21 protein-coding genes and 1 riboswitch are annotated in these 22,408 nt (G+C 50.2%); of the genes, 5 read left to right on the top strand and 16 right to left on the bottom strand.

Features of this window, described 5'->3' with window-relative positions; genetic code table 11:
• Positions 1-366: 366 nt before the first annotated feature.
• From B9L19_RS14820 to B9L19_RS14870, 10 genes are all read right to left on the bottom strand, one after another.
• Positions 367-1,002 carry a hypothetical protein gene (locus B9L19_RS14820; RefSeq protein WP_047753420.1) on the bottom strand — a complete coding sequence of 212 codons (636 nt, stop codon included), beginning with the start codon at positions 1,000-1,002 and terminating at the stop codon, positions 367-369.
• 487 nt (positions 1,003-1,489) lie between these two features.
• Positions 1,490-1,807, bottom strand: a complete 318-nt coding sequence (locus B9L19_RS14830) for a hypothetical protein (protein WP_089113969.1) — start codon at positions 1,805-1,807, stop codon at positions 1,490-1,492.
• 416 nt (positions 1,808-2,223) lie between these two features.
• Complete coding sequence (locus tag B9L19_RS14835; protein ID WP_047753418.1) at positions 2,224-3,297, bottom strand: ABC transporter substrate-binding protein; 1,074 nt, start codon at positions 3,295-3,297, stop codon at positions 2,224-2,226.
• Positions 3,298-4,101, bottom strand: a complete 804-nt coding sequence (locus B9L19_RS14840; RefSeq protein WP_047753417.1) for an ABC transporter permease — start codon at positions 4,099-4,101, stop codon at positions 3,298-3,300.
• On the bottom strand, positions 4,098-4,907 hold the full coding sequence (locus B9L19_RS14845; protein ID WP_047753416.1) for an ABC transporter permease: 810 nt from the start codon (positions 4,905-4,907) through the stop codon (positions 4,098-4,100). The genes B9L19_RS14840 and B9L19_RS14845 overlap by 4 nt, the downstream gene beginning before the upstream one ends.
• Positions 4,904-5,962 carry an ABC transporter ATP-binding protein gene (locus B9L19_RS14850; protein WP_047753415.1) on the bottom strand — a complete coding sequence of 353 codons (1,059 nt, stop codon included), beginning with the start codon at positions 5,960-5,962 and terminating at the stop codon, positions 4,904-4,906. The genes B9L19_RS14845 and B9L19_RS14850 overlap by 4 nt, the downstream gene beginning before the upstream one ends.
• Before the next feature lie 122 nt (positions 5,963-6,084).
• Entirely contained in the window at positions 6,085-6,735 is a 651-nt protein-coding gene (locus B9L19_RS14855) for an ABC transporter ATP-binding protein (protein WP_047753414.1), read from the bottom strand.
• 48 nt (positions 6,736-6,783) lie between these two features.
• Entirely contained in the window at positions 6,784-7,293 is a 510-nt protein-coding gene (locus tag B9L19_RS14860; protein WP_047753413.1) for a stage II sporulation protein M, read from the bottom strand.
• A 13-nt stretch (positions 7,294-7,306) separates the two neighbouring features.
• Positions 7,307-8,926, bottom strand: coding sequence for a hypothetical protein (locus B9L19_RS14865; protein ID WP_047753412.1), 1,620 nt, complete (start codon positions 8,924-8,926; stop codon positions 7,307-7,309).
• A 66-nt stretch (positions 8,927-8,992) separates the two neighbouring features.
• Positions 8,993-9,223: an uberolysin/carnocyclin family circular bacteriocin gene (locus B9L19_RS14870; RefSeq protein ID WP_013146157.1), complete on the bottom strand. Its 231-nt coding sequence runs from the start codon at positions 9,221-9,223 to the stop codon at positions 8,993-8,995.
• A 599-nt stretch (positions 9,224-9,822) separates the two neighbouring features.
• Positions 9,823-9,924: riboswitch (SAM riboswitch) on the top strand.
• A gap of 69 nt (positions 9,925-9,993) precedes the next feature.
• On the opposite strand from B9L19_RS14870, the gene B9L19_RS14880 reads away from it, so the two are divergent.
• Both B9L19_RS14880 and metH read left to right on the top strand, forming a co-directional pair.
• The gene (locus B9L19_RS14880) at positions 9,994-11,841 is read left to right on the top strand and encodes a bifunctional homocysteine S-methyltransferase/methylenetetrahydrofolate reductase (protein WP_025951006.1); all 1,848 of its coding nucleotides are present in this window, start codon (positions 9,994-9,996) and stop codon (positions 11,839-11,841) included.
• A complete protein-coding gene (gene metH / locus B9L19_RS14885) occupies positions 11,834-15,244 on the top strand; it encodes a methionine synthase (protein WP_089113970.1) in 3,411 nt (1,136 codons plus the stop codon). Before B9L19_RS14880 ends, metH begins: the two co-directional genes overlap by 8 nt.
• 161 nt (positions 15,245-15,405) lie before the next feature.
• Here metH and B9L19_RS14890 read toward each other — a convergent pair whose 3' ends face one another.
• Positions 15,406-15,825 carry a type II toxin-antitoxin system VapC family toxin gene (locus B9L19_RS14890; protein ID WP_025951004.1) on the bottom strand — a complete coding sequence of 140 codons (420 nt, stop codon included), beginning with the start codon at positions 15,823-15,825 and terminating at the stop codon, positions 15,406-15,408.
• 24 nt (positions 15,826-15,849) lie between these two features.
• Positions 15,850-16,143 (bottom strand): AbrB/MazE/SpoVT family DNA-binding domain-containing protein, encoded by a 294-nt coding sequence (locus B9L19_RS14895; RefSeq protein WP_025951003.1) that lies wholly within the window; start codon positions 16,141-16,143, stop codon positions 15,850-15,852.
• A gap of 102 nt (positions 16,144-16,245) precedes the next feature.
• Here B9L19_RS14895 and B9L19_RS14900 point away from each other — a divergent pair, with 102 nt between their 5' ends.
• The 3 genes from B9L19_RS14900 (at position 16,246) to B9L19_RS14910 (ending at position 18,334) form a co-directional block, all read left to right on the top strand.
• Positions 16,246-16,560 carry a type II toxin-antitoxin system death-on-curing family toxin gene (locus tag B9L19_RS14900; RefSeq protein ID WP_089113971.1) on the top strand — a complete coding sequence of 105 codons (315 nt, stop codon included), beginning with the start codon at positions 16,246-16,248 and terminating at the stop codon, positions 16,558-16,560.
• 102 nt (positions 16,561-16,662) lie between these two features.
• Positions 16,663-17,526, top strand: coding sequence for an SDR family oxidoreductase (locus B9L19_RS14905; RefSeq protein ID WP_053915229.1), 864 nt, complete (start codon positions 16,663-16,665; stop codon positions 17,524-17,526).
• A gap of 217 nt (positions 17,527-17,743) precedes the next feature.
• On the top strand, positions 17,744-18,334 hold the full coding sequence (locus tag B9L19_RS14910; RefSeq protein ID WP_244182588.1) for a sensor histidine kinase: 591 nt from the start codon (positions 17,744-17,746) through the stop codon (positions 18,332-18,334).
• Positions 18,335-18,630: 296 nt separating this feature from the next.
• On the opposite strand, the gene B9L19_RS14915 is transcribed toward B9L19_RS14910, so the two are convergent.
• The 4 genes from B9L19_RS14915 to B9L19_RS14930 are packed head-to-tail and all read right to left on the bottom strand — an operon-like array spanning position 18,631 to position 22,394.
• On the bottom strand, positions 18,631-19,974 hold the full coding sequence (locus tag B9L19_RS14915) for an MFS transporter (protein ID WP_025951000.1): 1,344 nt from the start codon (positions 19,972-19,974) through the stop codon (positions 18,631-18,633).
• Between the two features lie 25 nt (positions 19,975-19,999).
• A complete protein-coding gene (locus B9L19_RS14920; protein WP_089113972.1) occupies positions 20,000-20,917 on the bottom strand; it encodes an NAD(P)-dependent oxidoreductase in 918 nt (305 codons plus the stop codon).
• Between the two features lie 23 nt (positions 20,918-20,940).
• The gene (locus B9L19_RS14925) at positions 20,941-21,666 is read right to left on the bottom strand and encodes a 4-carboxy-4-hydroxy-2-oxoadipate aldolase/oxaloacetate decarboxylase (RefSeq protein WP_089113973.1); all 726 of its coding nucleotides are present in this window, start codon (positions 21,664-21,666) and stop codon (positions 20,941-20,943) included.
• The gene (locus B9L19_RS14930) at positions 21,666-22,394 is read right to left on the bottom strand and encodes a PIG-L deacetylase family protein (protein ID WP_089113974.1); all 729 of its coding nucleotides are present in this window, start codon (positions 22,392-22,394) and stop codon (positions 21,666-21,668) included. Before B9L19_RS14930 ends, B9L19_RS14925 begins: the two co-directional genes overlap by 1 nt.
• Positions 22,395-22,408: the final 14 nt, after the last annotated feature.

The raw sequence follows: 22,408 nt of genomic DNA on the forward strand, positions 1-22,408 counted from the left end.
CCATGCTTTTCTTTAGGAGCAGTATAACCGGAGTGAGTACCACTTATGTAAAAGTAAAGGGTTAACTTTTTTAATGAGCATGTATACAGAAGTACAAGCTTTACATGAGGCAGCGGACATGTTGGCTAATTGCCTAGCGAAATAAGGGTTCCTGCTCTCCCCCTTTCGCTAGAAAACATGTCCGCAGAAACTCCATGTCAAGCCATCAAACAGTTTTTTCCATAAAAAAGAGAGGAAATTTGCGCAATACTCCAGATTTTTGCTGGATTAACGTACAAAAACTCGTTTTAATTTGCAAAAAAATAATCCTTTCGTTCCAAAATTACGTGATAATTTCCCCCATACTGAAAGACGAGTTTTTAATTTTTAAATCAATTGACAAAGAGCATCACAGCCATAAGCACATCCAAAAGTAACCAACAAAGTGCAAAGCACCGTACAAAACGGGGTACCTACTGGCCCAGTAACTAGACATCCAGTAATACACCGAGGAATAGAGCCCGCTAGCCCTCCAGAACAAAGTCCTGTACAAATAGTTTCGCATGATAATTGTTTCGTGGAAATGTCATCATTACGATCGAAGTCAAGATTGATAGTTGCGTTGTATAGATTGCCATTCTTGTCAAAAATCAATCTCTGAGTCTCATTATTTTCAACAAAATAATATGATATAGTGTTGTTGAGATTTTTAACAACACTAAAAGCGAACGATTGATGCGGACCAGAGACCATATACGCCTCTCCAACCATCAAATTTCCCACAAAAATATTGTAAACAATTAAATCAATAGCGGGATTTCCTACATTTTTCTGCCTTACAGGTAACTCAACGGTTCGGACAGTTTTAAACCACACAACATATCCATCACGTTGAAGTGTTGTAATCATTTTATTGAATCCTTCGTTATTTTCGCACAAATTAATAAATTTAGTTTGATCTTGGAACATATCTTCTGTAATAATCAAATCGCTAGGCTCCATTCCATATAAAGTGAATGTCATGAACAACACCCTTTCCAGAAGTGATTGATTAATAAGCACCGCTAAAATATTTATGCAAGTAGCCATTGACTTGCCAAGGCTTCTGTGCAATTGGTTTGAAAATGATGGATTTGTTACTAAAGCAGTGACCCAGCAGCTCAATACCTTCACTGTTTGGGAGATTTTTTGTCACAATACCGAATGAATTGTTGGAACACAAGGGAAGTGAAAGAGTATTTTTCGTGGATGTTCATGTCGAAGTGCCCGACCCCAACGCTGAAGGGAATCGAATATAAGTACTCTATATCAAAAAATGGGTTTCCTCCTCCGAAATGGACATCTTTGTCTGTAAATTTACACCAATACATCTCCTCAACTGAAACAGGCAATTCCTTATTCAGGCCCTCTCACAAACGCCATCCGCCCCTCAGAACCGTCAGTCGATAAAGGCGGATGGCTTTTTTTGCAGCTTGGCGTTTCTCTACAATCATACCGATCTAAATCGTGGTCATCGTCTGGAAAGTTTCACAATGCCGGCCAGCAAACAAACCATCCCTGCTCCCCACGCCAACCCCGCCTTGCCGAGAAAAAGGGAGATTTCTTCGGATGCCTGCACATGGGTAAGATCAAAGGAAATCGCCTTCAGCGCAAAGAAAACAGCCAGAGACAGCAACAAGAAATGGGCCAATATCCACAGGAACGCCCGCCCCTCTCGATTCCTTCGCCAAAGAAAAACGATTGTCGCAACCGCGATCAACATCACAACCGAAAAGCCGCCGATGAGCATATCCATCACATTTTCTTCCATCGGCAAATGATTGGGCAACGTTCCTACCTCCTCTTTTTCATCCTATCATGTCTTTCTATTCTTCTTCCCTGCGTTCGATCCCTTCTTGTATGTGAAACCGCCTATGGGCTTCTTCGTTCCTGCGTGCTAGGGAAGCGGCGCAACCCTTTACGCAAACGGACAAGCAGACGCCCATCTCCCTATTCGAGAGGACGGCGCCTGCTCTGATTGCTCAATTAGAAAAACCTTGCGAAATCAGCCTTCTGGCGAAATTCTGCTGATTTGCTCGTGACAGCCGTTTTTCACCGTCCTTCTAGGAAGCGAGTCGCTGTTCGGTCTTCCGTCACGCTAAAGCGTGACGAAGGCAAACCTGTGGCTTGCCTTCGTCAGTCAAGAATGGATGAGCCGCTTTTTCCGTCAAGGATATCGGAAACGATTGGGTTGCATCTCTATGGTTACTTTTGCTGCATCTTAAACTGCAAAAACAGTTCGTTGTAGTAGGCGAGCATCTGTTTTCCCAAGTTTTCGTACACTTCGAGATGCCCTGCTGAATCCAAATCGGGGTAGAAGCGGCGGTCGCCCGCGATGTCTTTTGGCAAATAGCGAAGCGCCTTTTTGTTCGGCGTCGAGTAGCCGACGTACTCGGCGTTTTGCGCCGCGTGTTTTGGGTCGAGCATAAAGTTGATGAACGCGTGCGCTCCTTCGATGTTTTTCGCTGTTTTCGGAATGACCATGTTGTCAAACCATAAGTTGGAGCCTTCTTTCGGCACGACATAGTCGAGCTTGTCGTTTTCCGCGATGATTTCGGCCGCATCGCCCGACCAGACGACGCCGATGGCTGCTTCTTCATTGGCAAGCAGCAGCTTGATTTCATCGCCGACAATCGCCTTCACGTTCGGCATGAGCCGATCGAGCTTCCGCTTGGCTTCTTGCAAGTGGGCTTTGTTCGTGTCATTGAGGGAATAGCCGAGGCTGTTTAACGCCATCCCCATCACTTCGCGCGCCCCGTCGACAAGCAAAATTTGATTGCGCAAGCTTGGATCCCATAAGTCGTTCCAGCTTGTGATGGTCTTGCCGCCAAGCATCTCGCGGTTGTAGACGATGCCGACCGTCCCCCAAAAATACGGCACGGAATACCGGTTGTGCGGATCAAACGACAAGTTGAGAAACCGCGGCTCGATATATTGCAAATTGGGAAGCTTTCGGTGATCAAGCGGCAGAAGCAGCTTTTCCTCGATCATTTTGCTGATGGCGTAATCGGATGGAACGGCGACGTCAAACGTTGCCCCGCCTTGGGCGATTTTCGCCATCATCGCCTCATTGGAATCAAACGTTTGGTAAATCACTTTCCACCCTGTCTCTTTTTCAAATTCGCGAATGAGCGCCGGGTCAATGTAATCGCCCCAGTTGTAGACCGTCACCGTTTTGCCTCCGCCGTACCCTTCCGCTTCGTTCAGCCGATGCGTGACAAACATCAGGACGAACGCGGCGATGAACACGGCCGCAAATCCTTGGACAAGCCGTCTCACCTACTTTCGCCCCCCTATCCCGTACAAGCGGCCGCCTTTTTGGCTGAGCACGTAATAGCCGATGACGAGCAGCATCGTAAACAAAAACAGAAGCGTCGACAATGCGTTGATCGACAAGGAAATGCCTTGGCGCGCCCGCGAATAAATTTCCACGGACAGCGTCGAGAACCCATTTCCCGTGACAAAAAAGGTCACGGCAAAGTCATCGAGCGAATACGTGAGCGCCATGAAAAAGCCCGCCCATATGCTCGGAGCCAAAAACGGCAGCACCACACCGGACAGCACTTGCCAATGACTGGCTCCTAAATCTCTAGCCGCATCAATCAGCGTCGGGCTCATTTCTTCCAGTTTCGGCAGCACCATCAACACGACAATCGGCACGCTGAACGCGATATGAGACAACAGCACGGACGTAAAGCCGAGCTTGATGCCGGCTATCGTAAACAGAAGCAAAAACGAAGCGCCGATGATGACATCGGGGCTGACGATCAGCACGTTGTTGAGGGCGAGAAGAGCGTTTTTCGTTCGCTGCCGCTTGACATAGTAAACGGCGAGCGCTCCGATGACCCCAAGTATCGTCGCAACCGCCGCCGACAACAGTGCAATGACGATTGTATTCAAAACGATGATGAGCAAGCGGTCGTCGGACAGCACGTCGCGATACCACTTCAACGTGAACGATTGAAAATCGTGCATCGCCCCGCCGCTGTTGAACGAATAATACATCAAATACACAATCGGCATATACATCACGGCAAACACGGCCAAAAGATACACCCGTCCCCACCTATGCGTCCGTTTCATCGGCTTCCCTCTTTTCTTCCGCTTCCTGTCAGGACGACGATGACCGCCATCGCGATCATTAACACAACCGCGATCGTCGCCCCCATCCCCCAGTTTTGGGTGACAAGAAAATGCTGCTCAATGGCGGTGCCGAGCGTAATGACGCGGTTGCCAGCGACAAGGCGCGTAATCATAAACAGCGACAGCGCCGGGATGAATACCGCTTGGCAGCCGGCCTTCACTCCGCCAAGCGTGAGCGGGAAGACGACGCGGCGGAACGTTGTCCATGACGATGCCCCCAAATCGCGGGCGGCATCGACAAGCGACGGCGGCAATTCTTCAAGAGCATTGAAAATCGGCAGCACCATAAACGGAATAAAAATATACACCGACACAAAGACAAAACTGAAATCGGTGAACAACAGCTGCCGCGGCCCGACGCCCAACACCTTCAAAAAAGCGTTGGCCAGCCCATACGTGCCGAACAGCCCTAAAAACGCATACACCTTCAGCAGCAAATTCACCCACATCGGCAAGATGAGCAACAACAGCCATAACTGCTTGTGCCTCGTCTTTGTCAGCCAATAGGCGGTCGGATAGCCGATGAGCAGCGACACAAGGGTAATCAAAAACGCGTACCAAAACGAATACGCCATCATTTTTAAATAAATGGGCGTCAACACCGCTTTGTAGTTGGACAACGTCCAACGGCCGTCGAGATCCAAAAACGATTCATACACCAAAAAGACAATCGGTGCCACGACAAACAGCACAAGCCAAATGCCATAAGGGATTAAATACCAGTTCCGCCACGTCCGTTCCGTCATGCGTCCTCATCCTCCTTTTCGAGTCGCATGACGTGAATCGCTTCCGGTTCAAAACGAAGGCCGACCGTTTCCCCGACTTCAGCCTTTTTCGTCGAATGGACAAGCCATTCGTTGCCGTTTTCGTCATAGCCGCAAATTTCATAATGGACACCGCGGAATAAGAGCGAATCGACGCGGATGACGATCTGCCCATCTCCCGGCGCCGCGAGCTCCAAATCTTCCGGGCGGATGACGACATCGACCGGTTCGTTTGGTGCGAAGCCGCGGTCAACACATGCAAACTGTTTGCCGGCAAATTCGACGAGGAAATCGTCGATCATGCGCCCCGACAAAATGTTCGATTCCCCGATGAAATCGGCGACGAATCGGTTGATGGGCTCGTCGTAAATGTCTTTCGGCGTCCCAAACTGCTGAATTTTTCCTTTATTTAGAACAAAAATATAATCGGACATCGCCAGCGCTTCTTCTTGGTCATGCGTGACAAAAATGAACGTAATCCCTAAGCGGCGTTGCAGTTCGCGAAGTTCATACTGCATTTCCGTGCGCAATTTCAAATCCAAGGCTGACAGCGGTTCATCCAAGAGCAACACTTCTGGCTCATTCACAATCGCCCGCGCAATCGCGACGCGCTGACGCTGGCCGCCGGACATTTCTTGAATGCGGCGGCGCTCATAGCCGTCTAAGTTGACAAATCGAAGCGCTTCCCTCACTTTCTCGCGAATGTCGGCTTCTTTCATCTTTTTCACGCGCAAACCAAACGCGACGTTTTCAAACACATCGAGGTGAGGAAACAACGCATAGTCTTGAAAGACAGTGTTGACTTGCCGTTTGTTCGGCGGGACGTTTTGAATCGGCTTCCCGTGGAAATAAATCGTTCCTTGCGTTGGCTCGATAAACCCGGCAATCAGCCGCAAAATCGTCGTCTTCCCGCACCCCGACGGCCCAAGCAGCGTATAAAACTTTCCGCGCTCCATCGCAAAACTGACATCATCCAATACAGTCATGCCGTCATATTCCTTCGTCACGCGCTCGAAGCGGATGATTTCTCCGTTCACTTTCAGCCCCCCGTCTTCTTGATGTTCACTATTCCTAATTAGAACATAGGAGAGTGGAAAGTGCAACGGAAAAATCCTTGATCACATCTATGGAAACTGAATTTTTCATAAAGATCCCGCTATCATTTTTTCCTTTTGTCTTCATTGTTTGGACGTGTAAGCGAGATTATGCGGGAACCAGGGAAGCGCTCTTGATGAACGTGAGAAGCAATGAGATAAGCACCTTGACGGTCGCCTTGAATCCACTCCGCCAACCGATCGCGACTTAACCTATCAAGGGAATTGAACGGCTCATCCATCAAATACAATTCGACCGGACGGGCTAAAGCAATCGCAATATGCAGTTTTTGCTTTGTTCCTAATGAATACTGATCCACCGGAAGCGAGAGCATTTCCTCCATTCCAAGCAGACTGCATAATTCGTTTGCTTTCCGGACGTACTGTTGATCCAGCTTCCATAAAAGCCGGAAACATTCGATATTTTCATAGCCCGTCAATTTTGAAAACATGACGGTCTCGGATGTCACATAAGACAAATGGGCTCGCATGTCGGGAAGCGGAATCGGATTGCCTTTATAAAAGGCTTGATAATGCAGCTCTCCTTTATCGAGCAATCCCGAAATAATGTGCAAAAGAGTCGTTTTCCCCACTCCATTGGGGCCGGTGAGAAGCACCGTCTCCCCTGGGAAAATGGAAAATGAGAATTGCTGAAAAATCGTGGTTCCCCCATCATAGCGATACGTCAAGTTTTGCAAAGTAAACAACGGTTCCATCTGTTCCGCCCCTTTTTATAACTTCTCTATTTTTCGGTCCGTTTCTTGTCACACGTGAGAGACCTTTGATTCCAGCCATGCAGAGATGACCAGCAACACGACCGCCAGCACTAGCAACAAGAGAATATCCCGTATATAGAGCGTTTCTTCTTCTCCCCTTGCTCTTTTTTTGATGATTTGAAGAAACCTCCACGTCTCGTACCCTAATGTACAAAACAAGACATGGCCGATGATTTCAGGAACGGCGTGGGGAACAACACCGGTAATTAACGGCTGCATGCCATACCCCTTCATGACTCCTTTCACGATCACTCCGAACATTGCCGCATTATAGGCCAGATAAAGGGTATTGGCCATTCCTAACGTCAGCCATCCGCCGACCATCAAAATGGCTCCAACGAGCAAGTTGTGTCCGAAAGTGGTTCCAAATTCCATAGAGGTTGGGTGGATGGCAAGCCGTTGTGAAAAAATCCCTGCTCCCAACGCAAAGCAGACAACATATACACCGAACGACAAGAGAAAATATGGAAAATGAGTGTAAATGGCTCGTTTGATCATCGCGAATGCCTCCTCATGTACGCTGAGCATATTGAGAACCATTCCATAATACAAGGTAAATCATCACAACAAACAAAACGCTGTAGCATGCCCAACTCCAACCTTTCAAGAGCATAAAAAAGGCAGAAAGAAGCGATGAAAAAACAGTTATGTAAATCAATAAGCGATGAAACGAATGATTTCCGGCCGCAATCACCATATACCCTGCATAATCACGCGGAGATGTCAACACCGTTTGCTCACCGCTCGCTAAAACAAGGCAGAACACTTCATAATCGGTGCGCAAAATCCGTTTGACAACAAGCGAATAGGCAGGCATCATCATCACAGCTCCCATTGCTGCCCAAAGCCCTCCACGCATCCCCAATAATCCTATGTATTCGAGGAGAAGCAATCCTACTGCCGTCATGCATGGGTAGACGCCTAATCGTTCAAGCAACGTCCATTTCGCTTCGATTAACGGCACAAGAGGAGGCGGGGAAAGGAGGCGAAACACGGTGAGACGCTCCATCTCGCTTTCAAACTGAAAAATGTCCCGAAAGACGTCGGTAATGGCTCGCAACGCCCCTGTCATGACGATATACATTTCAAACATAAACAAAAACAAAATGATCGACCCGTTATGAACGATCGGCAACAGCGCCACATTCGCTCCTGCGACCAAAAACCATTCCCCCGGCAAAAATAGCGACCAAGGCGGTTTCGTCAACTCACGGACTGGGCGTGTGAACAGACAAAGATCTTTATATAAAATTGCATTATTGGTGCCGCGAACTTTTAACGACTCTATGACACGTTGATACCATGAATATAGTCTGTACGCCGCCTTGTGAGAATGAGACGGGCGAATGAAAGAAAAGCAAATTAAAGCCAACAGAGCGAATCCAGCACCGATGAATGATAAACTCGTACTTGAAAATGACCATCCTCCCCAGCTAGTCATGCACTCATAAAACCGTTGCTGCCAGTGGACAGCATAACCATCCATATACGCCAGATAAGAAAGAGACAGCCCATACATCCGAACCGCTTGGCGGGACAATTGCAGCAGCGGCACAATCGCCGCCATCACGGCATAGCCTATCGCGAATGATGCCATTCGAAAGAAAACGGCAGAAAATACGCCCGTCGCTCTAACAGTTGAGCCACGCACTATATGCGATATTACATAAAGAAGAAGCAACATCGTTTGTCCAAACCATACGAATGATGCGCCTGTCATCATCCCAAACATCACCATCAATCCAATTGAAGGCGGCAACCAAATCGGCAATAGCCGCAGAAGAGACACAGCGTAGTGGATTTTGAGCAACCGCTGCCACACCTCATCATCCCGCACCCCAGACAGACGCACATAATGATAATGGTATTGACGTTGCAATGCCTCTTTGGACTCAAGCAAAACTCCTATGAAAGGGCTGACCGACATGAAAAAAAGAGCTCCCATAACCACAGAAGGGCGAAACAGCGTCGAGGATCGAGCGCAAAGGGCTACAACCACAGCCGATGAAACAAGCCATTTCGCCGCTTCCACCAAGAACATGGTCATCTGCGGGGAAAAAGGCGATTTTTTCTGCAACGGCGCCAAACTGCTTCGTTGTCTTTGTTGATACAGCAACCATACAAGCTTCATTTCTCTCCCCCCTTGCATTGAACTCATTAGGAACGGCAGGGGAGTCTTTCCCCTGCCGTTTTCCCTTTACCATGCAATCGCTGCCGCTTTTCCTCGTTCCGCCACTATTTTTTTCACCGTCGCGACAAAAGCTGACCACCCAATTTCCAAAATGGCGTCGACTCCACCTGACAAAATAGCGGTGATCCCAAGAATAATAGAAATAAGCGTGGAGCCGGTCAGCACAATCGAAACAACCGTCGTCGCGACTGCCTGCGACACGCCGAGCGTCCCGGCAACAAGCGCCAACAAACTCATAACCTATCACCTTCTTCCAGTAAATGATAATCGATCAAAACTTTTTTCAAAAACATTCTGCGTCTATCTCATCCTTCGCACTAAACGAGAATAAACTCCCCCGTAAAGCAACACCAATACAATCAACCCTATTTTGATGGGCATGCTGGCCGCTTTTAGGCGAAAAGCAAGTACAATCAACACGACAAGCGGCAGGCTAATCAGAATAAAATACGGCCACGACCATTGTCTCACCCATTTCACTCCCGTCTGTGATGCGGTTTCTAGTAAATTCCTTGTTAATATCATCCATTTTAATCATACACCTTGACTCTAAAAAAAAAAGAGAAATCGTTCGACAATTTTATCTTTTTTTTAACACATTTCGACATATTTCGCTCTATCGGAATGAAACAGAGATGCTGTTAAGAGCTTTGTGCAAGGACAAGGGAGGAGATGCAATGGTTCATTTTTTATTCAATTTTGCCCGCAAGGCGGAAATCCGCTGTCTCATTGATCGTTTTTTCAAATTTCCTTGCTTCACCGTATTGAATAATTTCGAAAAATACATTAAATTATATAGTAATCATCAAGACAAAATGAACAACTGCATACGGACATTCTTATCAAGAGAGGGGGAGGGACTGGCCCGGTGAACCCTCAGCAACCTGGCCGCGGCCAAGGTGCTAAATCCAGACAGGCAACAGCCTGGAAGATAAGAAGAAGCGAATGAAAAGTCTTCTTCTTAGAAGGCTTTTTTCTTTTACTTTAAGGAAACGGGGGAATCGAACGTGGGGCTGCTCGATGAGTTGAAACAACGCATTCTCATCGCCGACGGGGCGATGGGGACGCTTCTATATTCGCACGGCATTGACCGTTGTTTTGAAGAATTGAATTTATCCAATCCAGATGAAATCATTCATATTCACGAGGCGTATATCGCGGCAGGCGCCGATGTCATTCAGACGAATACATACGGCGCCAACTATGTGAAACTCGCGCGCTACGGCTTGCAAGACGAGGTGCCGGGGATCAATCGCGCCGCTGTAAGGCTGGCGAAACAAGCAGCAAATGGGCGGGCGTACGTACTCGGAACGATCGGAGGGCTGCGCACGTTAAACAAAAGCGTCGTCACGCTCGAAGAAGTGAAGCGGACGTTTCGCGAGCAGCTGTTTGTGCTGCTGGCTGAAGGGATCGACGGCGTGTTGCTTGAGACGTATTACGATTTGGAAGAGTTGGAGACGGTGCTTGCCATCGCCCGCCAAGAGACCGACTTGCCGATTATCGCTCACGTCTCGCTTCATGAAGTCGGCGTCTTGCAAGATGGCACGCCGCTTGCGGACGCCCTTAGCCGCCTGGAGGCGCTCGGGGCCGATGTCGTCGGGCTCAACTGCCGCCTTGGGCCGTACTATATGATTCAGTCGCTCGAGGAAGTGCCCCTGCCAAAGCAAGCGTTTTTATCGGCGTATCCGAACGCCAGCCTCCCTGATTACCGCGACGGCCGGCTCGTGTACGAGACGAACGCCGAATATTTCGAGGAGACGGCCAAAGCGTTCCGCGACCAAGGGGTGCGCTTGATCGGCGGCTGCTGCGGCACGACGCCAAAACATATTGAAGCGATGGCAAAGGCGCTCGCCGATCGGACGCCGGTGACGGAAAAAACGGTGAAGCGGCGCGCAGTGTCGGTATCGGTGCAAGCCGAGCGGCCCGCGCCGACTCCGCTTCCCGAGCTTGCCCGCACGCGCCGCTCGGTCATTGTCGAACTCGACCCGCCGAAACAACTCGGCATTGACAAGTTTCTCGCTGGGGCGAAAGCGCTCCATGACGCTGGCATCGACGCGCTGACGTTAGCTGACAACTCGCTTGCCACGCCGCGCATCAGCAACGCCGCCGTCGCCACGATCATCAAAGAGCGGATCGGCGTCCGCCCGCTCGTGCATATGACATGCCGAGACCGCAATTTGATCGGCTTGCAGTCGCATTTGATGGGCTTGCATACGCTTGGCATCACCGACGTGCTCGCCATTACCGGCGACCCGTCGAAAATCGGCGACTTCCCAGGAGCAACGTCCGTGTACGACTTATCATCGTTCGATTTGATCCGTTTGATCAGCCAATTTAACGAAGGACTGTCGTACTCGGGCAAATCACTCGGACAAAAAACGAACTTCTCGATCGGCGCGGCGTTCAACCCGAACGTCCGCCATTTGGATAAAGCGGTTGAGCGAATGGAGAAAAAAATTCAATGCGGCGCCCACTATTTCTTGACCCAGCCGGTTTACTCGGAAGAAAAAATCGTGCAAATATACGAAGCGACGAAACATCTCGACACGCCGATCTACATTGGCATCATGCCGCTGGTGAGCGCGCGCAACGCCGAGTTTTTGCATCATGAAGTGCCGGGGATCACCCTGTCGGACGAGATTCGCGCCCGCATGGCCGCCTGCGGCGACGACCCGGTGCAAGCAGCGCGCGAAGGGATCGCCATCGCCAAATCGCTCATTGACGCGGCATTCGATTTGTTTAACGGCATTTACTTGATCACGCCGTTTTTGCGCTATGACATGACGGTCGAGCTCGTCCGCTACATTCACGAAAAAGAAGCGGCCGCCAAAGAAAGGAAGGTTGTTCATGGCTAAGGTCACCTTAGAACAGCAGCTGCAGCGAAAAATTCTTGTCATCGACGGCGCGATGGGGACGATGATCCAAAGCGCGAATTTATCGGCCGCCGATTTTGGCGGCGAGGCGTATGAAGGGTGCAACGAATATTTGACATTGACCGCCCCGCATGTCATCCGCCACATTCACGAAGCCTATTTAGAAGCAGGAGCGGACATCATCGAAACGAACACGTTCGGGGCGACGCGCATTGTGCTCGATGAATACGGCCTCGGACATTTGGCGCTGGAGTTGAACATCGAAGCGGCCAAGCTCGCCAAACATGCGGCAGAGTCGTTCTCGACTCCCGACTGGCCGCGCTTCGTCGCCGGGTCGATGGGGCCGACGACGAAAACGTTGTCGGTCACAGGCGGCGCGACGTTTGAGGAACTCGTCGCCGCCTACGAAGAACAGGCGCGCGGGCTGCTTTTGGGCGGCGTCGACCTTCTGTTGCTGGAGACGTGCCAAGATACGTTGAATGTGAAAGCGGGCTTCCTCGGCATTTCCAAAGCGTTTGAAGCGGTCGGCCGCCGCGTGCCGCTCATGATTTCCGGCACGATCGAACCGATGGGCACAACGCTCGCCGGCCAGGCGATCGATGCGTTTTTCATCTCGGTGCGCCATATGAAGCCGATCGCCGTCGGCTTAAACTGCGCGACCGGCCCGGAGTTTATGACGGACCATTTGCGGACGCTCGCCTCGCTTGCGGATACGGCCGTCAGCTGCTACCCGAACGCCGGTCTGCCGGATGAAGAAGGCCGTTACCATGAAACGCCGGACATGCTGGCGGAGAAAATCCGCCGCTTTGCCGAAAAGGGATGGATCAACATCGTCGGCGGATGCTGCGGCACGACACCGGATCATATTCGCGCCATTGCTGAAGCGGTGCGTGACATCCCGCCGCGGGCGATTCCGTCTTCTTTCGATGTGCACGCCGTCTCGGGCATCGATGCGCTCATTTATGATGAAACGATGCGCCCGCTCTTTGTCGGCGAGCGGACAAACGTCATCGGTTCGCGCAAATTCAAGCGCCTCATCGCCGAAGGGAAATACGAAGAAGCGGCGGAAATCGCCCGCGCCCAAGTGAAAAACGGCGCCCATGTCATCGACATTTGCTTGGCCGACCCGGACCGCGACGAACTCTATGACATGGAACAGTTCGTCCGCGAAGTCGTGAAAAAAGTGAAAGTGCCGCTCGTCATCGACTCGACCGACGAGCGCGTCATCGAGCGCGCCCTCACCTACTCGCAAGGGAAAGCGATCATCAATTCGATCAACTTGGAAGACGGTGAAGAGCGGTTTGCGAAAGTCGTTCCTCTCTTGCACAAATACGGCGCCGCCGTCGTCGTCGGCACGATCGATGAACAAGGGATGGCCGTCACCGCGGAGCGGAAGCTGGAAATCGCCTTGCGTTCGTATGACTTGCTCGTCAACCGCTACGGCGTGCCGGCGCGCGACATCATTTTCGACCCGCTCGTCTTCCCGGTCGGCACCGGCGATGAGCAATACATCGGCGCGGCGAACGAAACAATCAAGGGCATTCGCCTCATTAAAGAGCGGCTGCCTGAGTGCTTGACGATGCTTGGCATCAGCAACGTCTCGTTCGGCTTGCCGCCGGCCGGGCGCGAGGTGCTCAACTCCGTCTTTTTGTACCATTGCACGCAAGCCGGGCTCGATTATGCGATCGTCAACACCGAGAAGCTTGAGCGGTTCGCCTCGATTCCGGAAGACGAAGTGCGGATGGCCGAAGCGCTTTTGTTTAACACGAGCGACGAAACGTTAAACACCTTCATCGAATTTTACCGAAGCAAAATCACCGCCGCCAAGCCGACTGAGGAAAACTTGAGCCTTGAAGAGCGGCTCGCCCGCTACGTTATTGAAGGGTCGAAAGACGGGCTCATTCCTGATTTGGAGAAGGCGCTTGAGACCTACTCCGATCCGCTGTCGATCATCAACGGCCCGCTTATGGCCGGCATGGATGAAGTCGGGCGGCTGTTCAACAACAACCAGCTCATCGTCGCTGAAGTATTGCAAAGCGCGGAAGTGATGAAAGCAGCGGTCGCCTTTTTAGAGCCGTATATGGAAAAGAAAGAAGGAAGCACAAAAGGAAAAGTCATTCTCGCCACCGTCAAAGGCGATGTGCATGACATCGGCAAAAACTTGGTCGACATCATTTTAAGCAACAACGGCTACGAGGTGATCGACCTCGGCATTAAAGTCGCGCCGCAGCAGCTGATCGAAGCGGTGCGCGCACATCAGCCGGACATCATCGGGCTGTCGGGGCTGCTTGTGAAATCAGCCCAGCAGATGGTCGTCACCGCCCAAGACTTGCGCCAAGCCGGCATCTCAACTCCGATTTTAGTCGGCGGCGCCGCCTTGACGCGCAAATTTACCGAAAACAAAATCGCACCCGAATATGACGGCGTCGTCCTGTACGCAAAAGACGCCATGGACGGGCTCGCGCTCGCCAACCAAATCCAGCAAGGAGAAATCGAATACACGAAAAAAGAAGCAGCCGAAAGCGAGCCAACGCGGCCAACAGCCGTTGCCGCAACGGTCAAATCGAACGTCTCGACCGACGTTCCCGTCTACATCCCAGCCGATCTCGAGCGCCACGTGCTGCGAAACGTGCCGCTTGACCACATTTTGCCGTACGTCAACTGGCAAATGGTGCTCGGCCACCACCTCGGCTTGAAAGGAAAAGTGAAGCGGCTGCTCGAAGAACGGGACGAAAAAGCGCTGGCGTTAAAAGCGGTCGTCGACGAACTCCTCGCCGAAGCGAAAGAGCGCGGCTGGATTCAGCCCGCCGGCGTCTACCGCTTCTTCCCGGCGCAAAGCGACGACAACCGCGTCTACGTTTACGATCCGGTTGATCACAAAACCGTGCTCGAGACGTTTGACTTCCCGCGCCAGCCGCGGGCGCCGCATCTTTGCCTTGCCGATTACTTGAAATCGAAAGACAGCGGGGAAATGGATTATGTCGGCTTGTTCGCCGTCACGGCCGGGCATGGCGTCCGCGAACTCGCCCAACGGTGGAAAGACGAAGGCGAATTTTTGAAAAGCCATGCCATCCAAGCGCTGGCGCTCGAGATTGCCGAAGGATTCGCCGAGCGCATCCACCAAATTATGCGCGACCGCTGGGGCTTCCCGGACGACCCGGATTTTACGATGGAAGAGCGCTTCGCCGCCAAATACCAAGGCCAGCGCTACTCGTTCGGCTACCCGGCCTGTCCGAACTTGGAAGACCAAGAGAAGCTGTTCCGCCTGCTTCATCCAGAAGATGTCGGCATCCGTCTCACCGACGGCTATATGATGGAGCCCGAAGCATCGGTTTCGGCGATCGTCTTCGCCCATCCAGAGGCACGGTATTTCAATGTGTTATAAGCGAGAAACGAGCTGGACTATGTGAGCCAGCTCGTTTGCTTTTTTACGCAACAACCCTCGGCCGCTCCATTGGGACGTTTCCCGTTTTGCAGCAAAAAAAGACGGGGGATTGGCGCTCTGGGAAAATCGCGATGTTTATTCAAATGTCAGCCATCATTGATTCAAATGATGGATTCAGGCATATAGCATTCCACGCCAAGCCGACGAAAATCTTTTTCGTTCCAGGTGATGATCCCTTGGATGGATGAAGTGTGCTGCGCCAGCGCCGAAAGATACGCATCAGCAAAATCGACGCTGCAACAGGCGTAATCGTCTAATGCCTTTCCAACAACTTCTTTGTCTATCGTCTTCACACAAGAAGCTTCTATGATTTGCTTCAGCTTGCTTGCGATTTCTCTCTTCGTATACCCGTACCGTTTCGACTCGAGCACCCAGCAGCATTCCGCCACGACAAGAGGATGCAATAGGAACACAAATTCACCGTTGACCGCCTTTTCAAATACCCGATAGGCAACCAAAGATTGTTCCTCATCGTCATTGGTTAAAAAACGAATGATGATGTTTGTATCTAAAATATACACGTTTCATCCTCTTCTCCCTATCATCTACTCTGCGTTCTTTTCCCTCTTGGACATCCGTTCCTCTTTCGCTTGTTTGCGAATATCCTCCCATGCCATCGGACGGCTGTCTCCCCTAGGCGGCATGGTGCCGAACAAAGATAGCAACGCATCTTTCTTTTTCACCTTTAACGTCACCTCTTGATTTTCCCCATAAACAAACGCCACTTGGTCTCCCGGTTCTGCCCCCAGCACTTCTCTAATCTTCATTGGAATCGTCACTTGATGTTTCGATGAAAGTGTGGAGTAATACGTATACGTTTCATGTGAGGATGGCTTCATCATGATTCCTCCTTTCCTCTTTGCTAATCATTTTATCTTTACTTAATCAAAAAGTAAAGATCGTCTAATCCCCCAAGACTTCTATGGCAAGAACAAAAAAACATGTTCCCCAAATTTCCGAAGCTGTTGAACAGCGCGGTCAACCGCCCGAAACAAAGCGCTTTCGGGCAGGACGCTGATCCAACCCTTTGGCTGAAGGCGGCAGCGTTATACGCCAGCCTCTGCCAAAACCATCCGTTTCACAATGCCAATAAACGAACAGGCTTTGCCGCCATGAAACAGTTTCTTTGGCTAAACGGCTATCGCCTTGCCGCTCCGGAAAAAGAAGCAGAAGAATATACCGTGAAAATCGTAACCGATAAACCATCGATTGAGGAAATCGCGATGTGGATGGAAACGTGGGCGGAAAAAAGATGACCAACGGCTTCTTCATTGTTCGTGATCCCTCCCCTCTTCACACATAATTCTCCTCCTCCGTCCCATACTAACGGTGACAATATCCGTCAAGGAGGGACCACGATGGTCACAAAGCAACAAACGACACTGCCCCCGCAGCACCAAACGCGCCAGCCCGGCCTGCAAACGGAGATGAACCCGCAGCCGGTCACCATCAAAGACACGTATCAAGGAAGCGGCAAGCTCAAAAACAAAACCGCCATCATCAGCGGCGGCGACAGCGGCATCGGCCGGGCGGTCGCGGTCCATTTTGCCAAGGAAGGAGCCGATGTGGCGATTCTCTATCTCAACGAACATGAAGACGCCGAAGAAACGAAACGGCTCGTCGAGCAGGAAGGAAGACGGTGCCTGGCCATTGCGGGAGACATTGGCGATGAAGCGTTTTGCAAAGAGGCGGTGAAACAGACGATCGAAGCGTTCGGCAAGCTCGATATCGTCGTCAATAACGCCGCCGAGCAGCACCCGCAGCCGAATTTTCTCAACATTACCGCCGAGCAGCTGGAAAAAACGTTTCGCACGAACGTGTTCGGCTGCTTTTTCCTAACGAAAGCGGCGCTCCCGCACTTAAAAAGCGGAAGCGCGATTATTAACACCGCTTCGATCACCGCCTACGAAGGAAACGAGCAACTCATCGACTACTCGGCGACAAAAGGGGCGATCGTCGCCTTCACCCGCTCGCTCGCCAAAGCGCTCGTCGGCCAAGGCATTCGCGTCAACGGCGTCGCCCCAGGCCCGATTTGGACGCCGCTCATCCCGTCGACGTTCAAAAGCGAGCAAGTCGCCACATTCGGTGCCAACACGCCGATGAAACGGCCCGGCCAGCCGTGCGAAGTCGCTCCGTGCTACGTCTTTTTGGCGAGCGACGAATCGTCGTACATGACCGGGCAAATGCTTCACGTCGACGGCGGAAAGTTCGTCAGCGGCTGACCATCGCAGCCGCTGCGGTCAATCCTTTTTGACAAAACTTCGTTACCTTTTCTTACAAAAATATAGAATTATTGTAAAGAAACCGATACGATAAAACTACGATGTTCCTCTACTTCTTTGCAAGGTGCCCCTCTTCTCTCAGTCCACCCCGGAATGGGGTGGATTTTTTTGTATACAAAATTTATTTCCTCACGTTAAAGCCAATTACGATGTACTATTGGCCAATCGCGAAGAAACAATCGAGAGCCAAATCAAATGGCTCAACTATATTAAGATCGGAACGGACAGAATGGCAAAACTAATTAATGACCTATTGTCCCTAGCACAAATGGAAGATATGAGTTTTGAAATACAAAAAGTTCCATTCAATATAAGCAACGCCATTCATGATGTGATTTTATCCATGGAAGCTGCAATGACCGATAAAAAGATTCAGCTCACCTGTTCCATTGAACCTGACGTCATGGTAAAAAGTGATCCAGAAAGAATCAAACAGGTTATCACCATTTTATTTGAGAATGCCGTCAAATATACAGATGAAAAAGGGAAGATCGACTTATCTCTCAAAAAATCAAAACGTCATATTGTGTTTTCCATAAAAAATAGCGGGAAAGGGATCGCTAAACAAGACTTGCCAAAAATATTTGACAGATTTTATCGCGCCGATCCTTCTAGAACGCAAGAAACAGACGGCTATGGCTTAGGGCTGTCTATTGCAAAAGCCATCATAGAGAGGCTGGGCGGAGAAATTCGAGCGGAAAGCGTAGAAAATGAATATGCCGCTTTTACATGGACACTTGGACTTTAGTGTATGGAGCACATCCCTTGTCAACAAGAAAGTGCATCCCCATCTTCTTCAACTGCTTGCAGGATAGCGGAACGGGGGACATTGTTGGCGGCTTTACTTGACAATGCCCCCTTACCCTGTTTTATCGTAAAATGTTCAAACAGCACACCAACATCATGAATTCATAAGACTGATCGCGAAAAAAAGAAACATCATCGGAATCGATGGATAGAACCTGAAAACGCCTCCGCGCTCCTCCTCTGTTTTAAGCAGTCAATAGTTCAAGGAATGCCACTGCATGTTTTCTATTCACCATCTCATGTGAAGAGGGTTTCCACCTCTTGTCCAGCAACCGCTATGTCTCGTTTTTTCTTGCGCACGCAAAGAACAGCCAAAGAAGCGATAACGCCTGGCAGCGCAAAAGCAACAAAGCAGATGAAAATGGGGGCTTTCATTCCTAGCAGCACCCCGCCAAGCGTCGGGCCAACCATTCCTCCTAAGCGGCCGACGCCATTGGCCAATCCAATGCCCGTAGAGCGGACATGAGCGGGATAATATTGCGAGACAAACGCATTCAACAAGCTTTGCGTTCCCATTGTACAAACACCAGCTACAGCGATGAGCGCATAAAGCCAAAACGTGTTGCTTTTCATTCCCATCAACGACAAGCAAACAGCACCCACAATATACAAAGTCGCAATAAGCGGTTTGGAGCTTGCCATGCGATCGGCCATTCCGCCAATGATCAACGTCCCGATCAAGGCGCCTCCGTTTAGGAAAATAGCAAATACCAAGCTGGAAACAAGCGGATAACCGGCCGCTTCCATCAATTTCGGCAGCCATGTATTCAAGCCGTAAATCATGAGAAGCCCCATAAAATAGATTAGGCAAAACAAAATGGTCGTTACCGCTAAACCGTTTTGAAACAAACCGATAAACGGCACCTTTTCCTCTTTAACTGTTTGTCCGCCCACATCTGGAAGCGATTCATGGCTGTATGATTCATCGATTTTCCGCAGCACCTTCTCCAATTCCTCTCTTCTTCCACGCCGAAGCAAAAACTGGGGCGATTCCGGCAGCGCTTTCAACATAAACGGAACGATGACTAACGGGATGAAAGCGAACCATAAGACCGGACGCCATCCAATGTTGGGCAAACATACGACTGCGACAAGCGGCGCCAGGATCCCGCCTATTTGATTCCCGCATAACGCCAACGTAATCGACCGATTTTTATTCTTTTGCGGCATATATTCCGTTAACAGGGAAATGACGGCAGGCAACGCTCCCCCAAACCCGATTCCAGCCAAAAAGCGGCACCATGAGAACAAGGTCGGTTCTTGGGCAAAACCGGAAAGAGTTGTAGCAACACTAAAAAGCACGATCGATGCAACGATCAGCGGTTTTCGTCCAAAGCGATCTGCAAGCGCACTGAGCAAAATGGATCCAAACAGCATGCCAAACAATCCATAGCTGCCGATCACCCCAGCCTGAACAGGACTGAGCCCCCACTCTTTCGATAAAACAGGAACGACAGAACCATAGACGACTAAGTCATACCCCTCAAATGAAATCGTAAACAGCCCCCATAGCAACAAAACAGCATGAAAACGGTTAAAATGACGCGTATTGAGAAACGCCTGTACAGCCCCTTGATTCATCGTCTTCCTCTCCCCCATTGAAGAATCAATTTTGATAGTCGTCCGTCTTTTTTCTATTTTTTCCTTCCAACATCTCCAGCAATGCATCATAATGTTGCGGAAGATGGCCATTCCACAGCTCACGTATTCGGTGGTCGGCCAGCCATTGCAATTTTGCCGCCACGGCCTCAGACATTGTCGCATCAATGCCCAGCATGCCGAGCGTGGCCATCACTTCTCTCATTTCTGCCACCCGTCGCTCCGCATGAATAGCGGTGCGCGGCAACAGCAAATCCGCTGTTTCTTGCAGCGGCTGTGCGGTTATCGATTCATTTAGAGAAGCCAGCACCGTCTCCTCAACCCCATATATTCGGCTTGCATGCAACGTCTCAAGCAACAATGCCGAAACCCCTTTCATAAAAATGCTGCGAAACATTTTGATGGCTGACGAACTTCCAGGAGTTTCGCCAATGAATGTGACATTCATCCCCCATCCATTGGCTTCTTCTGCAAACCCGAGCGCCTTCGATCCGCTGACATAGATTGGCACTTTATGCTTTTTCAGAGGAACAGCGTCCATCACTGCCGCATCGATAAATGAGGCTCCTGTTTCGGCAATGCGTGCCGCCACTCGCTCCATTGTCATCGGAGAAGCCGCGTTCATATCAATGTAACAATGATCGGTATGCAAAAAGGGCTGAATGTTTTCCGCGATCATTTCCGCGACTTTCGCGCTGGCCGTGCAAAAAAGATGTATTGTGTTTTCGCAAAGTTCTTTCAAGGAAGCCGTGAGCGGGATGCCGAGCGCCGCTGCCCGCTCGCGGATCATAGCTCCATATAAAGGATGGTCGCTGTTTATGTCATAGGCGAAAATAGAGGTGATCTTCTTTTCTTCCAGCAGCCCGCTTGACAGGGCAAAAGCCGCTTCTCCGAATCCAATAAATCCAATCGATGGTGCTATCATTTTTCATCTCCCGTTCAAAACGTTTATGTCACCTTGATTCCAAAAGAACGCCGTTTTTGAAACGCTTCCTCGTTCTCGTAGTACACCACATTTTCTCTTTGCAATGTTGCTCGCAAATGGTAAAAATCTAAGCTCAGCTCGCCTTTTTCAATTTTCTGCTTTGTTTCCGCTTCTTTGTCAACGCGTTTTTTTGCCGCCTCCAATGATGAAGCCGCCTCATCTTTGCGAATCACTACCACTCCATCATCGTCCGCCATGATGAGATCCCCTGGGTGGACGAGCACGCCAGCGCATACGGCGGGAGCGTTCACCCAACCGCCCCTCGCTTTTGTAGTGCCTTCCGGATGAACAGCTTTCGACCAAACTGGAAAGCCGAGTTCACGAATTTGTTTTACGTCGCGAATGCCAGCATCGATAATAAGCCCTTGTACGCCCCTCTTCATTAACGCACGCACAATAAGCTCACCAATCATCCCATGAATTCCTTCGCCAATCGTTGCGACGACAAGTACGTCTCCAGGCTGACACACTTCAATGGCGGCATGGATCATTAAATTATCTCCCGCGTAGCAAACGGCGGTCACTGCTGGCCCGCATATCGATATCCCCTGTTGAATCGGCTTCAGTTCAGGAGAAAGCAGCCCTTGCTTTCCTTGCGCTTCATACACGGTTGACACATCGTAATGTTTCAGTTCCTCGATGATTGACAAAGCTGGACGTTGAATGTTGCGAATGATGTATTTTTCCATCAGATAAGCTCACCCCCTACAAGAGGGAAAAAACGGCTAAACGCTTCCGCGTATTGATATTGTTGATTGCCCGAGCACCGGCGTGCATGGTTGCCGCGTAAAGCTGCTTTAGCTGCATAATAGTCAATTAAATGTTTTTGCGCCTTGAAACAATTCATCGCTGCATATTTTTGTTCATACGTATCGGTAATATCAACGATCACTTCCGGCTTGAAATCACTAATCTCCGATTGGTGCGGTTCAAAGCCAAACAGTTTCGGTTGCTTGATTTTCGGCAAATCGACATCGCGCACCCCAGCCGATGTCGCCAACACGGACGCTTCAAACACAAAACGGGAAACGGTTTCATGGTCGGGATTGAACGCATCACGCGGCCCATGTGTTAAAATCACATTCGGGCGAACCTCACGAATCTTTCTTACGAATTGCAACGTCCGCTCCGGCGTGATGGTCATATGATAATCTTCGTAATCCCAAATCTCGTAATCCTTCACTCCCAAGCATTCTGCCGCGGCTTCGATTTCACTTCGGCGTACCGCTTTAACGTTTTCAAGCGTCTGTCCTTCCACCTTCCATAAATCGTTTGATTCACCACGCGCTCCATAGCTCAAAATCACAAGCGACACATTGGCTCCAGCCTTTACATACTTCGCAATCGTCCCGCCGCCCCGCCAAACAAAATCAGCAGCATGGGCGCTGACGACTAATAGGTTTGTGTGTTGATCCATGGCTTCTCCTCCTA

The organism is Geobacillus thermocatenulatus, assembly GCF_002217655.1.
Taxonomy (GTDB): domain Bacteria; phylum Bacillota; class Bacilli; order Bacillales; family Anoxybacillaceae; genus Geobacillus; species Geobacillus thermocatenulatus.

Excerpts from the sequence above, each read along its gene's own strand:
- B9L19_RS14820 (WP_047753420.1), bottom strand. The coding sequence starts at position 1,002 with ATGACATTCACTTTATATGGAATGGAGCCTAGCGATTTGATTATTACA.
- B9L19_RS14840 (WP_047753417.1), bottom strand. The coding sequence starts at position 4,101 with ATGAAACGGACGCATAGGTGGGGACGGGTGTATCTTTTGGCCGTGTTT.
- B9L19_RS14845 (WP_047753416.1), bottom strand. The coding sequence starts at position 4,907 with ATGACGGAACGGACGTGGCGGAACTGGTATTTAATCCCTTATGGCATT.
- B9L19_RS14855 (WP_047753414.1), bottom strand. The coding sequence starts at position 6,735 with ATGGAACCGTTGTTTACTTTGCAAAACTTGACGTATCGCTATGATGGG.
- B9L19_RS14860 (WP_047753413.1), bottom strand. The coding sequence starts at position 7,293 with ATGATCAAACGAGCCATTTACACTCATTTTCCATATTTTCTCTTGTCG.
- B9L19_RS14865 (WP_047753412.1), bottom strand. The coding sequence starts at position 8,926 with ATGAAGCTTGTATGGTTGCTGTATCAACAAAGACAACGAAGCAGTTTG.
- B9L19_RS14870 (WP_013146157.1), bottom strand. The coding sequence starts at position 9,223 with ATGAGTTTGTTGGCGCTTGTTGCCGGGACGCTCGGCGTGTCGCAGGCA.
- metH (WP_089113970.1), top strand. The coding sequence starts at position 11,834 with ATGGCTAAGGTCACCTTAGAACAGCAGCTGCAGCGAAAAATTCTTGTC.
- B9L19_RS14895 (WP_025951003.1), bottom strand. The coding sequence starts at position 16,143 with ATGAAGCCATCCTCACATGAAACGTATACGTATTACTCCACACTTTCA.
- B9L19_RS14900 (WP_089113971.1), top strand. The coding sequence starts at position 16,246 with ATGTTCCCCAAATTTCCGAAGCTGTTGAACAGCGCGGTCAACCGCCCG.
- B9L19_RS14905 (WP_053915229.1), top strand. The coding sequence starts at position 16,663 with ATGGTCACAAAGCAACAAACGACACTGCCCCCGCAGCACCAAACGCGC.
- B9L19_RS14915 (WP_025951000.1), bottom strand. The coding sequence starts at position 19,974 with ATGAATCAAGGGGCTGTACAGGCGTTTCTCAATACGCGTCATTTTAAC.
- B9L19_RS14920 (WP_089113972.1), bottom strand. The coding sequence starts at position 20,917 with ATGATAGCACCATCGATTGGATTTATTGGATTCGGAGAAGCGGCTTTT.
- B9L19_RS14925 (WP_089113973.1), bottom strand. The coding sequence starts at position 21,666 with ATGGAAAAATACATCATTCGCAACATTCAACGTCCAGCTTTGTCAATC.
- B9L19_RS14930 (WP_089113974.1), bottom strand. The coding sequence starts at position 22,394 with ATGGATCAACACACAAACCTATTAGTCGTCAGCGCCCATGCTGCTGAT.